General features: G+C 68.9%; 12 protein-coding genes and 3 pseudogenes. 5 read left to right on the top strand and 10 right to left on the bottom strand.

Going from position 1 to position 13,223, the window contains the following annotated elements; translation table 11 throughout:
- Positions 1–22 precede the first annotated feature (22 nt).
- The 8 genes and pseudogenes from QFZ76_RS50775 to QFZ76_RS50740 all read right to left on the bottom strand — a co-directional run.
- Positions 23–763, bottom strand: a complete 741-nt coding sequence (locus QFZ76_RS50775) for an SDR family oxidoreductase (protein ID WP_307680533.1) — start codon at positions 761–763, stop codon at positions 23–25.
- Between the two features lie 154 nt (positions 764–917).
- Positions 918–1,571 carry a DegT/DnrJ/EryC1/StrS family aminotransferase gene (locus QFZ76_RS50770; protein ID WP_307680676.1) on the bottom strand — a complete coding sequence of 218 codons (654 nt, stop codon included), beginning with the start codon at positions 1,569–1,571 and terminating at the stop codon, positions 918–920.
- Positions 1,572–1,691: 120 nt separating this feature from the next.
- Positions 1,692–2,669: pseudogene (locus QFZ76_RS50765) on the bottom strand (IS481 family transposase); the annotation flags it as partial.
- Between the two features lie 86 nt (positions 2,670–2,755).
- A complete protein-coding gene (locus QFZ76_RS50760; protein ID WP_307680532.1) occupies positions 2,756–3,235 on the bottom strand; it encodes a hypothetical protein in 480 nt (159 codons plus the stop codon).
- A gap of 119 nt (positions 3,236–3,354) precedes the next feature.
- On the bottom strand, positions 3,355–3,948 hold the full coding sequence (locus tag QFZ76_RS50755; protein ID WP_307680531.1) for a peptidoglycan-binding protein: 594 nt from the start codon (positions 3,946–3,948) through the stop codon (positions 3,355–3,357).
- 149 nt (positions 3,949–4,097) lie between these two features.
- Entirely contained in the window at positions 4,098–5,576 is a 1,479-nt protein-coding gene (locus QFZ76_RS50750; protein ID WP_307680530.1) for a helix-turn-helix domain-containing protein, read from the bottom strand.
- A gap of 158 nt (positions 5,577–5,734) precedes the next feature.
- A complete protein-coding gene (locus tag QFZ76_RS50745) occupies positions 5,735–6,442 on the bottom strand; it encodes a class I SAM-dependent methyltransferase (protein WP_307680529.1) in 708 nt (235 codons plus the stop codon).
- 36 nt (positions 6,443–6,478) lie between these two features.
- A pseudogene (locus QFZ76_RS50740) lies at positions 6,479–6,661 on the bottom strand (IS256 family transposase); the annotation flags it as partial.
- Positions 6,662–6,944: 283 nt separating this feature from the next.
- Between QFZ76_RS50740 and QFZ76_RS50735 the strand changes: the two are divergent.
- Entirely contained in the window at positions 6,945–7,424 is a 480-nt protein-coding gene (locus tag QFZ76_RS50735) for a hypothetical protein (RefSeq protein WP_307680528.1), read from the top strand.
- A gap of 118 nt (positions 7,425–7,542) precedes the next feature.
- Here QFZ76_RS50735 and QFZ76_RS50730 read toward each other — a convergent pair whose 3' ends face one another.
- Complete coding sequence (locus tag QFZ76_RS50730) at positions 7,543–8,664, bottom strand: IS630 family transposase (RefSeq protein WP_307680527.1); 1,122 nt, start codon at positions 8,662–8,664, stop codon at positions 7,543–7,545.
- 85 nt (positions 8,665–8,749) lie between these two features.
- Here QFZ76_RS50730 and QFZ76_RS50725 point away from each other — a divergent pair.
- Both QFZ76_RS50725 and QFZ76_RS50720 read left to right on the top strand, forming a co-directional pair.
- Positions 8,750–8,965: pseudogene (locus tag QFZ76_RS50725) on the top strand (ISKra4 family transposase); the annotation flags it as partial.
- 235 nt (positions 8,966–9,200) lie between these two features.
- Entirely contained in the window at positions 9,201–10,448 is a 1,248-nt protein-coding gene (locus tag QFZ76_RS50720) for an MFS transporter (RefSeq protein WP_307680526.1), read from the top strand.
- Positions 10,449–10,647: 199 nt separating this feature from the next.
- Here QFZ76_RS50720 and QFZ76_RS50715 read toward each other — a convergent pair whose 3' ends face one another.
- On the bottom strand, positions 10,648–11,319 hold the full coding sequence (locus tag QFZ76_RS50715) for a trans-aconitate 2-methyltransferase (RefSeq protein ID WP_307680525.1): 672 nt from the start codon (positions 11,317–11,319) through the stop codon (positions 10,648–10,650).
- Positions 11,320–11,691: 372 nt separating this feature from the next.
- Here QFZ76_RS50715 and QFZ76_RS50710 point away from each other — a divergent pair, with 372 nt between their 5' ends.
- Positions 11,692–11,820, top strand: a complete 129-nt coding sequence (locus QFZ76_RS50710; RefSeq protein WP_307680524.1) for a hypothetical protein — start codon at positions 11,692–11,694, stop codon at positions 11,818–11,820.
- A gap of 358 nt (positions 11,821–12,178) precedes the next feature.
- Positions 12,179–12,982 carry a hypothetical protein gene (locus QFZ76_RS50705; protein WP_307680523.1) on the top strand — a complete coding sequence of 268 codons (804 nt, stop codon included), beginning with the start codon at positions 12,179–12,181 and terminating at the stop codon, positions 12,980–12,982.
- Positions 12,983–13,223: the final 241 nt, after the last annotated feature.

The following is a 13,223-nucleotide window of genomic DNA, read 5'->3' as shown; positions in this document are numbered from 1 at the left end:
GTTATTGCGTGTGCGGCAGGGGTCAGGCGAGGCCGCCGTTGGCGTAGAGGACCTGTCCGTTGACCCAGCGCGCGGGGCCGGCGAGGAACGAGACGACCTCGGCGATGTCCTCGGGCCGGCCCAGCCGCTCGAGCGGGGTCGCCTGGGCGAACTTCGCGATGGTGGCGTCGTCCTTGCCGTCCAGGAACAGCGGTGTGGCGGTGGGGCCGGGCGCGACGGCGTTGACGGTGATGTCCCGCCCGCGCAGCTCACGGGCCAGGGTGAGGGTCAGGCCCTCGACTGCGGCCTTGCTGGCGACGTAGGCGCCGTAGCCGGGAAGCTGGGTGCGGACCACCGAGGTCGAGAAGTTGACGATGGCGCCACCCGGGCGGACGCTGCGCGCCGCCTGCTGGGAGACGACAAAGGTGCCGCGGATGTTCGTGCGGTGCATCCGGTCCAGGTCGGCGAGGTCGAACGTCGCGATCGGCGCCAGGATCATGATGCCGGCGGTGTTCACGACCACGTCGACGCCGCCGAAGGCGGACTCGGCCGCGTCGAACGCTGCGCTCATCGCGGTCTCGTCAGCCACGTCGCCTCCCACTGCGAGGGCCCTGCCGCCTGCCGCGGTGATCGCCGCCACGGTGTCCTCGGCCCTGGCCTTGTTTCCCGCGTACTGCACGGCGACCGCGAGACCGTTCTGGGCGAGCCGCTCGGCCACGACACGGCCGATGCCGCCCGAGCCGCCGGTGACCAGCGCAACGCGGTCGGTGGTGGAGGTGCTCATGGTGTTCTCCCTTTCAGCGACTTCATATGAACGACACGTTCATATAAGCATCAAATGAACGCGGCGTCCATATCTATGAGCAAGATCTTTCTGGGCACCCGTACGCGCGGCGGCGCCGCTCGAACTCGCCCGCGCCACCTCCTGAGCGGTGGGGTCACCGGGGCAGCTTGGCGGGGCGCTCGGGGTGGGCGGCTTTGATATAGCGCATGGCCGTCTGCGCGGTGATACCGAACAGCCGGATCAGGTGCAGCGGATCGGCCTTGTCGAACGCCTCGTCCAAGATGCGGTCCTGACGCAGTCCGTCCATCGTCACGCCCTTCGGGAAGACCATCCGCACGGTTCCGATGGACACCGGTGGCCGCTCCTGGTCGAGGGCCGAGGGCTGGCTGACCAGCAGATACGGGTTGACCGAGGCAGGCCAGCGACGGTGCTGGCAGGTGAGCCAGTCGGCGGCGAGCTGGTGGGTGAACTCCTCCAGATACACGGCGTGCCGCAGTAGCCCGCGGCGGACCTGAAGCGTGTCGCGGGACAGGTCGAGGTCCTCGGTGAGCAGGGTGCGGACCTCGTGCCCGGGTAGCGCATGGACGGCCACCAAGGCGATCACGAGACGGCCGAAGGCGGGTTTCACCTGTTCCAGCAGTCCGGCGAGCAGGGCGGCGTGGAGCGCCGCGGTGCCGGAGGCGACAGCCACCGCGTCCGCGACGCCGAGGAAGTCGGCGACCCTGCGCTCGAACTCCTCGGTGACGTCGGTGTGTCCGTACTGCCCCGATTCCAGGACCCGGGCCGCTGCGGCCTCCTGTCCGTACAGGTAAAGGCTAGCTGTGCCCTCTCAGGAGGTTGGTTCCACGAAGATCGTGAGTTGCTGCGGAAAAATGTCAAGCGGTTCCGGCGGCTGGTCAAAGGTGATCCGGTAGTCGCTGCCGGAGGTTCGGCTGATCGGCGGCTTCCCGCCCAGGGCGGAGTGTGGCCGCTCGTGGTTGTAGTAATTGAGGAAGTCCGCGAGTGCGACGCGGCGTTCGTGCTCGGAGGTGTAGTCGCGCACGTAGGCCCACTCCCGGGCGAGTGTGCCGTTATAGCGCTCGACCTTCCCATTCGTCTGCGGTGTGTACGGGCGGGTGCGCTTGTGTTTCGTCCTGGCCGCCGCGAGAGCTGCGGCCCAGGCCCGGGAGCGGTAGCACGCGCCGTTGTCGGTCAGGACGCGTTGGATCGGGGCGATGTCGTGTTCGGCGAAGAACGCGACCGCACGCTGCCAGAAGGCGACGGCGGTGATGGCCCGTTCGTCCTCCAGGGCCTCGGTGTAGGCCAGGCGGGAGTGGTCGTCGAGCGCGGAGTGCAGATAGGTGTAGCCGACTTTCCCGGTGCTGGGGCCCGTGCGTTTGGAGGCGCGGGCGGCGTCTGTGCCAGCCCCGTGCATCCGCCAGCCGCCGCCGGTAGGGATGCGGCCGAGCTTCTTGATGTCGACGTGGACCAGGTCGCCGACACGGTCGTGCTCGTAGCGGATGACCTCGCGCAGCTGCTCCCCGGTGGGTGGGTCGAGGTCGCGCAGCCGGTTCAGGCCGCGGCGAACGAGGATGCGGTGCACGGTGGCCGGCGCCAGAGTGACGCCGTGCAGGCGCTTCAGGTCGTCGGTCAGACGCGCGGGCCCGTGTTTGGTCTGCCGTCGCAGCGCCTCCACCAGGTCCGCGATGTCCTCCGCGGTGCGGGACGGGCTGGTCGAGGGGCGGGAGGAGTGGTCCAACAGGCCGTTCTCGCCGTGGGCTCTCCAGCGTGCGTACCACTTGGCCAGGCAGCGGCGGGAGATCCCGGCTTCCGCCGCGACGTGCGCGATCGGACGTCCTCCGTCCACGCGCTCACATAATCGGCGCCGTCCTTCCGGCGTCAGTGGCGCGTTGCGGTGCCCGGCCATAATCGTCCGCGCAGAAGCCAGTCACCGAACCGGTGTCCGAGTGGTCTTTCGTGGTCGCTGCTTGGCCCCATTGCGTCCCCTTCGCGTCACAACTGCGTGATGCCCGAAAGGACATGGTGCACGGGGGCACTGACAGCAGGGCCGGGCGAGCGGACGGTGAGGTGCCGCCTCGTCAGGAGACCCGGGCGCATCTGGTTGAAGAACCGCTCGCCCTGGCCGACGTTCGTGATCCCCGCGTCGATCATCTCGCCGAACAGTTGGCACAGCTGCCAGGGCGAGAGGCCGGTGACGTGGCAGACGACGGTGCCGCTGACCCGGTAGCCGAGAATGTGCGCGTCGTAGGAAGCCCACGCGTTGAACGCGGTGTGGAACACCGTCTGGCGTTCGGGAGTGTGCCAGCCGGGCTCGAATGCGGAGCGCTTGACGGCTTCGGCGATCTCCACGTGCAGATCCTTCAGCTGCTTGCGGAGGGATCGCATCGGCATCGCGTAGCGGATCTTCGACCACGGTGAGACAACGATCTTCTCCCGGATGAGCTCGGCCTTCCAGCCCTCCGGTGTGTCCAACTCCCTCGACAGTGCTGAGCATGGGGCTCGGTGATGACGAGCAGGAGGCCGCGGACAGCGGCCGGCCTTGCCCGGCCGCCCCCTGAGGGAAGCGGCCGGGAAGACCGGCGGACCGTACGTCAGCAGTCGTTCTCGCTGTAGCTGGCCCTGTTGTGTGCGCCGGTGCTCACGTCTTCGAAGGTCCAACGGCCCGAAGCCCCACGCGACACGTCGAAGCTGTGGTACTTGCCGTAGTAGGTGGCCACGATGACGTCGGTGTCGGTAGTGCGCTCGTACTTCAGATGGCCCGTCCAGACGCCCCCGTCGACGTCCGGCAGCCAGGTCCGTTTCGCGTCCAGCTTGCTCATGGTGCCCTTGCCGACGATGCCGTCGATGGTCAGGCCCCAGCGGCTCTGCAGGTTCCGCGTGGCGAACTTGGTCTTGGAGCCGAATTCGCCGTCGATGTCGGACTTGGCGAAGCGGTACTCGGAGTTCTTCATGGCGCCCTCGGCGTAGAGGACGTTCTGCCAGAAGCAGGTCGCGCTGGAGGACGAGTACGAGGTTGTGGACAGGGTGCCCTCGTCACCGAAGTCGTCGTAGATCGAACCGGCGCCGCTGATGTACCCGTCGGACGCGGCGGCCGAGGCGGGCGTCGTGCTGACCGCCAGGATCGTCGCCGCCAAGGCGCCGATCGCGGCCGAGGCCATACGGGCCTGCTTGGTACGGAAGTTCATGCAGTTGCTCCCCCATTGAGATGGTGCACGTAATGACGAGCATCACCCTGCCCTGCGGACAGTCATCGCAGGCCGGGTGGAACAGAAGGTAGCGAGGGCTGTGGGTGGCGGGCAACGCGCACGGTGCGCAGTTGCGCGGTTGCGGCTGTTCACGGTGCACGGTCGGCGATGCGGAACGCGTGGACGAGGTCGTGGGTGCCGGGGCCTGGGGTCTGGAGGCTGCGTCTCAGGAATTGTTCGGCGGTGCGCAGGTGGGCGCGAACGGTGGTGCGGCTGATGCCGAGGGTTTGGGCCGTTCGCTGGGCATCGGTGCCGGCTTCGATCCAGGCTCGCAGGGTCTGGTGCACGGTGCGGTCCGTGCCGGGCTGCAGGGGTTGGAGGAAGGCGTGGGCCCAGGTGATGGCCGCTTCGGTGGACAGCAGACTGTCCACCGCAGGCGTCGGCAGATGCTCGGTTACGGCGTTGTTGTCGGGTGGCGGGAGGTCGGTGATCGCCAGGGCCAGGGCGAGTTCGGCGCGGCTGCGGGGGTCCTGCAGGTTGAGGCCGAGGGCGTCTTGGGCACGCGTCAGATGGGCGGTGACGGTGTTGCGGCTGATGTCGAGCAGCCGCGCCACACCGGAGCGGGGAAAGTTCAGGGCCAGGCTGGTGATGTCGAGGGTGAGCCGGGGGGCCTCCCTGATCGGCTCCAGAAAGGCACGGGCCCAGGCGAGGGCTTGTTGACGGGGGAGCAGCCCGGCCAGCGGTGGCTGGCCGTGATAGTCGGCGACCCGTTCGGGCGTGTGGCCGGCGACGGCCAGGGCATGGCGGGCTTGATCGTAGGCCTGCGCGGTGGCCGGCAGGGGCACGGGGGCGCTGATGCCCAGCGCGTAGTGCGGGTTGTCTCGTACCAGCGACCGCAAGGGCGCGGCCAGGCCGCCGTCCACGCTGTCACCGTCGTGGTCCACGGGCAGGAGACAGATGAGGTGATGGTCGTAGACGGGGCAGCGCACCATCAGGCCGCGGCCGTGATAGCCGGACGCATCCTGGTAGGCGTCGATGAGCCTGCCGCGGTCTGAGGGCGGGCAGCGCAGCAGGTGGATGCGCAGACGTTCAGCGTCCAGCAACGGCGGAACGGCACCGGCCGTCATCCGGCGGGCCAACGTCACTTCTCCGGCCATCAGGGCCGTGAAGACCGCCAGGCGCAGCCGCGTTGCCGCCTGCTGGTAGCGGAGTGCGAGGTCGTCGGCCTGCCGGACACGTCGCAACACCTCGATCATGGCGCCGATATGGGACGCCAGCGCCAGCGCCTCCCGTGTCAGCGGCAGGGGGCTGCCCACCACCAGCACTGGACGCGGCACTTGCCGTCCGAGCGCTTCGCACCGTACATGGACCACGCCCACCTGCGAGGCCGCAGCGGCCATCTGTCCGCTGGACAACTGCGTCAGCACCGGCTGGAGACCGGCAAGGATGTCCGGCGCAAGCCGGGCAGTGGAGACCTCCACCTTGCCCGCGCGGTCGACCAGGGCGATCTCCGCGCCGAGCTGCCGCCCCAACCAGTCAATCAGCGTCTGCGGATCAGGATCGGCGTCCTGACAGACACGAGGCCGCAGTTGACGCAGCAACTCATCGAGTACCTGAGATGTCGGCACGCCTCTCTCCCCCCGTCACCTTGTCGGCCGCCTTGTCCGAGTCAGCCAGCACGCGCCCCCGGAACCTGAAGTACCGGTGGATCTTCGCGCGGTGCTCCTTGAGCGCCTGGTCGGCCCGCTCATGCAGCGCCCGTTCCTACGGTGAAACCTTCCACCTATCAGGACGACGAAGGCCTCACCCGCAGGTGGGCCATGCCGGTCCGTCCTGATGCTCCCACCGAAGCCTGTCCTAGGCACTCCGGCTCGCTTACACCGAGGCGCTGGAAGACGATGGTGGTCACGGTGGTTCGTCGGGTGTCGGTGGTCTCGAAACCGGCGAGCAGGGAGGTGAACCAGCCGCTCGGGTGGTGGCGGCACACTGCGCCGTCGCCGGTTTCGAATACCCCGTAGGTGCCGTAGGGCTCGGCGAACCTCGCGTAGCGGTCGAGGTTGCGCTGGTCGTCTTGTAGCAGCAGGTCGCTGAGGTAGAGCAGTGCGCCGGGTTTGAGCACGCGGTGCAGCTCGCCGATCAGCAGCCGCTGTGCGTCGTCGCTGGGGATGCAGGTCAGCACCGCGAAGAGCATGACCATGTCGATGCTGGCGTCCGGGCAGGCCAGTGTCGGCGGCGTGTCCAGCACCGCGAAGCGCATCGCGGGGTGCAGGCTGCGGGCCCGGGCGATCATCCCCGGTGATGTGTCGACGCCGGAGAGGTTGTCGAAGCCCTGCTGTTCCAGCGCGTCCAGGGTTCGGCCGTAGCCGCAGCCGTAGTCGAGGATCGCGGCGCTTCGTTCGACGTTGTCCAGCCACGGTGTGTGCAGCGGGTGCGTGAATCGCTTCGTCGTCGCGGCGGCGTCCCAGTAAGCGGTCTGGCTGTCGAGGTCGGACATGGTGGATGCCTCCCATGGGCGTTTCGGGGAAGGAGGTCACGCTGCCACGGTCTCGGGGCGTTCGACGAGGTGGCCGCGTTCGAAGCGGGCTCCGGCGCGGACGAGGGCGACGAGGTGAGGTGCGTTGACCGCTCTCCAGCGCGCCTGGGCGGACTCGACGAGCTTGAAGACCATGGCAAGCGCGGCGGCCGCGCTGCCGGCGCCCTTGGTGGGTCGGGTGGTGCCCGCTTTTCAACTTCAACGCGGCAGGTCAGGCGCGTGGCTCCCTGGCGCAGAAGTCACCGTTTCGCCAGGACGTTTCGGTAAAGGAGGTCCCGGACGGCGTTGTGTCCATAGGTGAGCGGCTGTCCACGGACGATCATGGGCATGCCCGTCGTGGTCCGAGCGCCACCAGCCACCAGTGCGGCCCGTCGGCCTGGCACTCGGGAAGAGGCCCGTGATCACCATGTCGGAACGTGAGGGCCGCTGGTGTCACAGCGGTGGTTGAGACAGCATGCGGCGCATGGACTGGATGCCTCTGCTCTCCACGCTGACAGGTGCTGCTATCGGCATCGCTGCCACTCTGATCGCCGATCGCAACAGGTGGCGGCGCGAGGAAGCACGACACGCTCTGGAAGTGCGGCGCGCCGTGTACACCGAGTACGCCTCCGCCCTCAAAGACGCGGGGGAAGAGATACGGGCTGTCGCCCTGGGCGATCACATGTCCGAGTCAGCGCGTGATGCGGCGGTGCGCGAAGCTTTCCGTGGGACCGGATTGCACACGGCCAGCGAGCAGCTCTGGCTCGTGGGCCCGCCGCTCGTTGTTGCGGCCGGGAACGAGGCGTTTCACAGCCTGCGTCGGATGCGTGATGCCTATGCCCGCGGGGTTGCCGTCGGCTCCGCCGAGGACAGGGCCTTCATCCAACAGCGCCGCACGGCCATGGCTGAGATGCGCGGCCGCATGCGTGAGGATCTGGGCATCGGACCCCTCGGGATCGAATGACCACCGGCCGGAGAAAATGTCAGGAATTGCTCCCCCGCGACCAGTTACCAGGGCAGGCCGTCGGCCTGGCGCTCGTCACAGGCGGTAATCGCCGCGCCGAAGGCTCAGAAGCAGGCTGTCAGGCTGCGGCTTTGAGAAGGCGTCCGCCCCAGCGGATGCCCTTCTCGCTGCGGATGCGGGCGCGTTCCTTGCGTTCGGCGGCCAGGACCTCGCGGTGGCGGGCGTTGGCGTTGCGCCAACGGAGGCAGGCGTGCAGGGCCCGGGTCTGCACGGTGTGGTTGGGGTAGTTGGAGTTGGCGATGGTGAACTGCCGCAACGGTCCGAAGTGGGCCTCGATGGGGTTGGCCCAGGAGGCGTAGGTCGGGGTGGAGCACAGCTCGACCTTGTGCCTTTTCGCCCAGCGGCGGATGTCGGTGCCCTTGTGGGCGGACAGGTTGTCCAAGATCACGTAGATCGGGGCGCCGTCGGGACGGGCGGCGCGGATGGACTTCAGCGCGGCCAGTGTGTTCCCGGTGCCCTTCCTGCGGTGGTTGACGCCCCACAGGGTGTCGTCGCCGACCGAGTAGCAGCCGTGGAAGTAGCGCACGCCGTGGGTGCGGTGGTAGGTGGCCGGGTGCCGCTTGGGGTGATTGGAGGGACTCCAGCTGTGGCCGCCAGTGGGGCGGATGCCCAGCGGTCCGAACTCGTCGAACGCGAACACCCGGTCCGGGAAGAGCTCCAGGACGTGCTCGATCCGGTCGAGCTTGGCGTCGCACTCGGGGTCCGGGGACTCCTTCCACGTCTTGGTCCGCTGGAAGGTGATCCCGCGGCGGGCGAGCAGGCCGCGTAATGTCTCGCGGCCGATACGGATCAACCGGCCGTGGACCTTGCGAAGGTAGGCGGCGAGCTTGCGCAGCGACCAGCGAGTGAACGGCTGGCCGAGCCTGGCCGGGCGAGTGGTGGCCGTCGCCACGACGAAGTCCTCATCGTCGGGGCTGAGAAGGCGGGGACGGCCTCCCGCCCATTGAGGGTCCAGGCAGGCCAGGCCGATCTCGTTGAACCGGTGGGTCACGTCGCGGACCGTGTCCCCGTCGGCCTGGACCAGCTGGGCGATCACCGGCACACGGTTGCCGCCGGCCGAGGCCAGCAGCATCATCGCGCGCCGGTAGCGCACCGAACTGGTGCTGCCCCGGCGCACGATCTGCTGCAGCCGCTGCCCTTCCTGGTCGGTCAGTCTGCGCACCCGAACGGGTTTTGCCACCACGCCTCCAGCGGTCGGATCAGACGTCACCACACATCCAACCGCCACGACGACCACCCCGGCGAACCTATGCGGTCACAGCACTAGCGGCATCGTCGAAGGAGCAGCACGTCATCTGGTGGCCGACCGCCTCGACATCACCGGCAGCCTGTGGAGCGTCCCCGGAGCCGAAGCCGTCCTGACCCTCCGGGCTCTCATCGGCAACGGCGACTTCCCTCAGTACTGGACCTTCCACACCTGCAGAGAACGCGAACGCCTCTACCCCCGGCCCGACCAGCACAACTACGAACTTCTGGCCTGACCGGCGCGCTCACTTCAAAAGCGCCGCACCCTGTTCGTTTCTGCGCGCCGTTCCTCTATCCTCGAGGAGGTCATCAACAACCGCATGACATCTGCCCGGTGACGGAGCCGGCGTGGGGTGCGCGTCCCCGCTCCACGCCACCACTGGACGGCTCCAGGCGCAGCCACGGGTCGGCACTTCCGGACGCCGACGACCCCGTGTGGCGCGTCCCGCCGGGCGGCGAAAGGGATGCGCCGTGCCTTCGGCTTCGGCGAACTACCGCACCCTGCTGCGCACTTCGGGTGCCTGGGCCTTCTTCCTTCCAGCCGCTGTCGGGCGTCTGGGCATCGCCATGACGGGGATCGGCATCGTGTGGCTGGTGCACGCACGCACCGGGTCGTATGCCGCCGCGGGTCTCGTCACCGGCGGATTCGCTGTCGCGGACGCCGTCGCCGGGCCCCAGATCGGGCGCCTGGTCGACCGGTTCGGGCAGGCGCGGGTGCTTTACTGCGCGCTGGGCGCACATGCCGGGGCCGTGGCGCTGCTGCTCGCCGGCGCCGTTCCGGACCTCGTCGCCGGCGTGCTCGTCGGGGCAACGCTGCCCCAGCTGGGTGCCCTGTCCGCCGCTCGCTGGTCCGCCCTGCTGTCCGGTGAACGGGCTGCCGCGCTGCCCACCGCTTTCGCCCTGGAGGCCCTCGCCAACGGCGTGTCCTACCTGGCCGGCCCGGCGCTGGTGAGCGTCCTCGGGGCGGCGGGCCGCCCGCGCGCCGGGGTGCTGCTCGCCGCCGCGCTCGTCGTCGTCGGCGGGCTCGCCCTCGCCGTCCAGCGCCGCACCATGCCGCCCCTCACCGGCCGCGCCGAGCGCCGGCACGCCGGACGCGCTCTGCTCCGCTCCGCATTCCTGCGGCAGGTCGCGCTCGGCCTCGCGCTCGGGGTGTTCTTCGGCGCGATGCAGGTGTCCGTCGCCGCGTATGCCGTCGGACGCGGCACGCCGGACGCGGCAGCGCTGCTCTATTTCGCCTCCAACTGCACGAATCTGGTGGGTGGTTGGGCCTACGGGGCATGGCGCCACGGCGGCTCACCTCGGCGCCGCCAGGCCGCAGCCGCCGCCTGCCTCACCCTCGCGAGCCTCCCGCTGACCTTCCTCGACGCGCCCCTCGCGGTCGGCGCCACCCTCGCCCTGACCGGACTCGCCGTGCCGGTCCTCCTGATCCTCGCCTCCGTCCTCACAGAGTCGTCGGTCCCGCGCGCCGTCCTCACCCAGGCGTTCACCTGGGGCAACTCCGCAAGCGCGGCAGGAATAGCAGGCGCCGCGGCAGTCGCGGGACGGGTGGTGGACACGGGCGGTGCGCACGCCGGTTTCGGCGTGGCGGCGGGCGCTGGGGTGGTGATGACGGCCCTGGCGTTCAGCGGTCTGCGGGACTCATCACCGGACGTGCCGAAGTCGTCCGCGCCCCTCCTGGCTGACCAGCGATCTCACTCAGGAAGAGCTACACCCAAATAGCTTGTCCGGCTGCGGCTGCAGGTCCGGTCGCGTCGCTGGTCGGCTGCGGGTGAGGCGGTGGACCTCTGCCCGACGGCCTGCCGTTCCTGCTTTTGCCCTTCCGCGGCCCGGCGGGCGACGAGGGCAGATCCTCAACCGCCGGTACGCCGTGGATCCGTCGCGCGCCGATCACGTCGAGTGCGGCGCGCACGCTGGTGCCTCACCGGGCCTCCGGTGTGCCGGGGCGGCGGGCGTAACAGAACAGGTGCTCCTCGGGGACGGCGAGTTCACCGGCCGGCACGAACGCCGAGACGGAGTGGTGCAGGACCGTCAGCCCGCACTCTTCTCGAAGCAACCGGAGGTAGTCGTCCGCCGTGAAGCTGGAGACGCGGACCGGCCGGCCCATGAAGTCGATCTGCACGTCCTCGACATCGGCCGGCACGGTGGCCGTCACGAGGTAGCCGCCCGGGGCCAGCCAGCCGGCCATCCGCCGCAGCGCCGCCGCGGCCTGTGCCCGCGTCATCATCAGCAGCGGGAAGAACGCGCAGACCGCCTCAAAGCCGCCCTCCGGGGTGAACTCCCGTACGTCGCACTGCTCGAACCGGGCGCCCGGCACCTGTTCCCGGGCCAGCGCCACCATCACTGGTGACACGTCGATGCCGGTCACCGCACAGCCCGCGGCCGTCAGCCGCTCGGCGACCGGCCGCCCGGTGCCGCTGCCGACGTCCAGTACCCGGGCGCCCGGCGGTAGCCGCCCGGCCAGCCACTCCACCGCCTCCAACTGGGCCGGCAGCCGGCCGAACGCCTCCTCGTATGCGAGTCCCAGCCCGTCGAACAACTCGGCCGCCGACACACTCCCGTCCGCGCCCGTCCTGCTTTTCGTACCCGCCATGCCGTCCACGGCACCCCCTGTCCGCCGGCCCGGGACCACCCACGGGCCACCACCAGCCCTACCCCGCCCGCGGGGCCCGCTATCCCCGGAGTGGAGTCACCCCGGCCACCCAGTCCCGGGGGGAAGTAATGGGCCGGTCGAGACGCCATCCGACCAGTGGCAGCTGGCCGCCGCCGGAGACTGGGGCGCCTACGCATCCGACGTCAGCCGCAGGCCCTGACGTTAGGACCGAGGCTGACCCTGAAGGCTTCCGCTTTCCGAACGTGATTGTCTGGGTGGGGCTGGACGGGCATGAACGGCACTTGAGGGTCGGAGAGATGGGGCGGTTCGTCTGCTCGTACTCGCCCGCTCGGGGGGTGGCTGGTGCCGTCGGTGCTGGAACTGCCGGAGGCCCGCGAGAAGAAGGTCCGGGAAGAGGTCGCGCAGCTGCGGGTGCAGGCTGCGCTGGCTGCGGCGGGGGATGCCCTGGAGCAGCGGGCGGCGGTCCGGGTGATTACTTGACCAAACATCCGCACTGGAGCCAGGACACCCTGGTCCGGCATTCTGATCAGCCTTCGGGAGACTTCCTGGCAACGGCCCAACTGCCCTTCCAGAGCCGTGATCAAGCACCGCTCCAGGTCAGGGCGCCGCTCTGGACTAACTTCCTTGTCAAAGGACAAACACCTCGCCGACTGTCCGATCTCTCGCGTTGGACGGCAGCGTCTCAGCGGGTCTACGCCACCTGGGCTTCACCCCAGGTGACAAGCCGTGCCGCTCCTCTTTCAATCTCCACTACGCGAAAGCCACCTTTGTTGCAAAACGCTCATGCGGTTGTGGATTCACAGAATGTGAATCCCGTCGATAGGGCAGACTTTCACGCATGGCACGCTCAGTCCGAAGGCCGACGCCTCCTACAAAACCCCTGCTCAAGGCACCCGTACGGATCAGGCATCTCGACACTCCAGCCGTCATCGGCCAACTTCGCCAACTACACGAACAGGCCGCAGACGAGAATGTCGACCGCATGCCAGCTGATGAGGAACTGTTCGGGGCCCTGCTGTATCTAGAGGCCCATGCTGGCGCACTGAAGAGCGTGGAGGCCCGACGCGCATCCGCCATCGAACGCGTCCGCCTGTGGGAGTACCTGCGCCAGCAGACGGAGGTTCATCAGTCCAGGGCGGTTGAGGACGCACGAGCGGCACGCGCCGAATGGGCAGAGCTCGCGTCGGCTCTTGCGGTCAACGTGCCCAGCGCGGCTTACAACAAGGCTCTGAGATTGCGCGCCGCAGCCCTCACCAATCCTGCGGACCCGAGCCTGCCAGTGCGCCGCACTCCCGAGGCGGTTCTCCTTGCGGAGCGGCAGGCGGCGGCCCAAGCCGCAGCCACACGCCGTGCGGAGGAGGAGGCGTCCCGTCGGCATGCGCTGATGGCTCCTGTTGCGCGCCGGCTTCTCGAGCACCGTGCCGCCCTGGATGACGACGATAACGTGACGTTCTGGCTGGACCAGATCGAGGCGGTACTCCCCCACTGCGAGACCCCAACACAGTTCGTCAGCCTCAGGATTTACGTGGAAGCGGTCGTGCGTGAGCTCAGGAAGACAGGCCTTACAACGAGTCCCTCTGAGGCAGGTGAGGATGCGATCGCGGCAATCGCAGCTGCCGCCGAGCTCGTAGGCGGCAGCTGACCCTTTCCATCTCACGGCTGCTTGGGTGATTACGCCGTAATCACCCAAGCAGAGGTTCACGGCTCCACTCCCCCAGCCGGTGGCTACCTGTCTCGTCTCAACGAACCGAGTCGCATACCGATCTGTCTCATCGAACTCAGTCGGCGCGGGTCGGCTGGCCAGAGCGAATAACCCCCGCCGAGGACGGCCGTCTCAACGAAGTTAGTCCGCCCTGGTCAGCGGTTCGGGATCGACTGACTTC

The sequence above is a fragment of the Streptomyces sp. V4I2 genome (assembly GCF_030817655.1).
GTDB classification, from domain to species: Bacteria; Actinomycetota; Actinomycetes; order Streptomycetales; family Streptomycetaceae; genus Streptomyces; species Streptomyces plumbiresistens.
The sequence above is the reverse complement of the archived record's forward strand: the minus strand, read 5'-3'. Positions and strand labels throughout refer to the sequence as shown.

Coding starts and splice junctions, on each gene's coding strand:
- QFZ76_RS50705 (WP_307680523.1), top strand. CDS start 12,179: ATGGCACGCTCAGTCCGAAGGCCGACGCCTCCTACAAAACCCCTGCTC.
- QFZ76_RS50715 (WP_307680525.1), bottom strand. CDS start 11,319: ATGGCGGGTACGAAAAGCAGGACGGGCGCGGACGGGAGTGTGTCGGCG.
- QFZ76_RS50755 (WP_307680531.1), bottom strand. CDS start 3,948: ATGAACTTCCGTACCAAGCAGGCCCGTATGGCCTCGGCCGCGATCGGC.
- QFZ76_RS50735 (WP_307680528.1), top strand. CDS start 6,945: ATGGACTGGATGCCTCTGCTCTCCACGCTGACAGGTGCTGCTATCGGC.
- QFZ76_RS50775 (WP_307680533.1), bottom strand. CDS start 763: ATGAGCACCTCCACCACCGACCGCGTTGCGCTGGTCACCGGCGGCTCG.
- QFZ76_RS50745 (WP_307680529.1), bottom strand. CDS start 6,442: ATGTCCGACCTCGACAGCCAGACCGCTTACTGGGACGCCGCCGCGACG.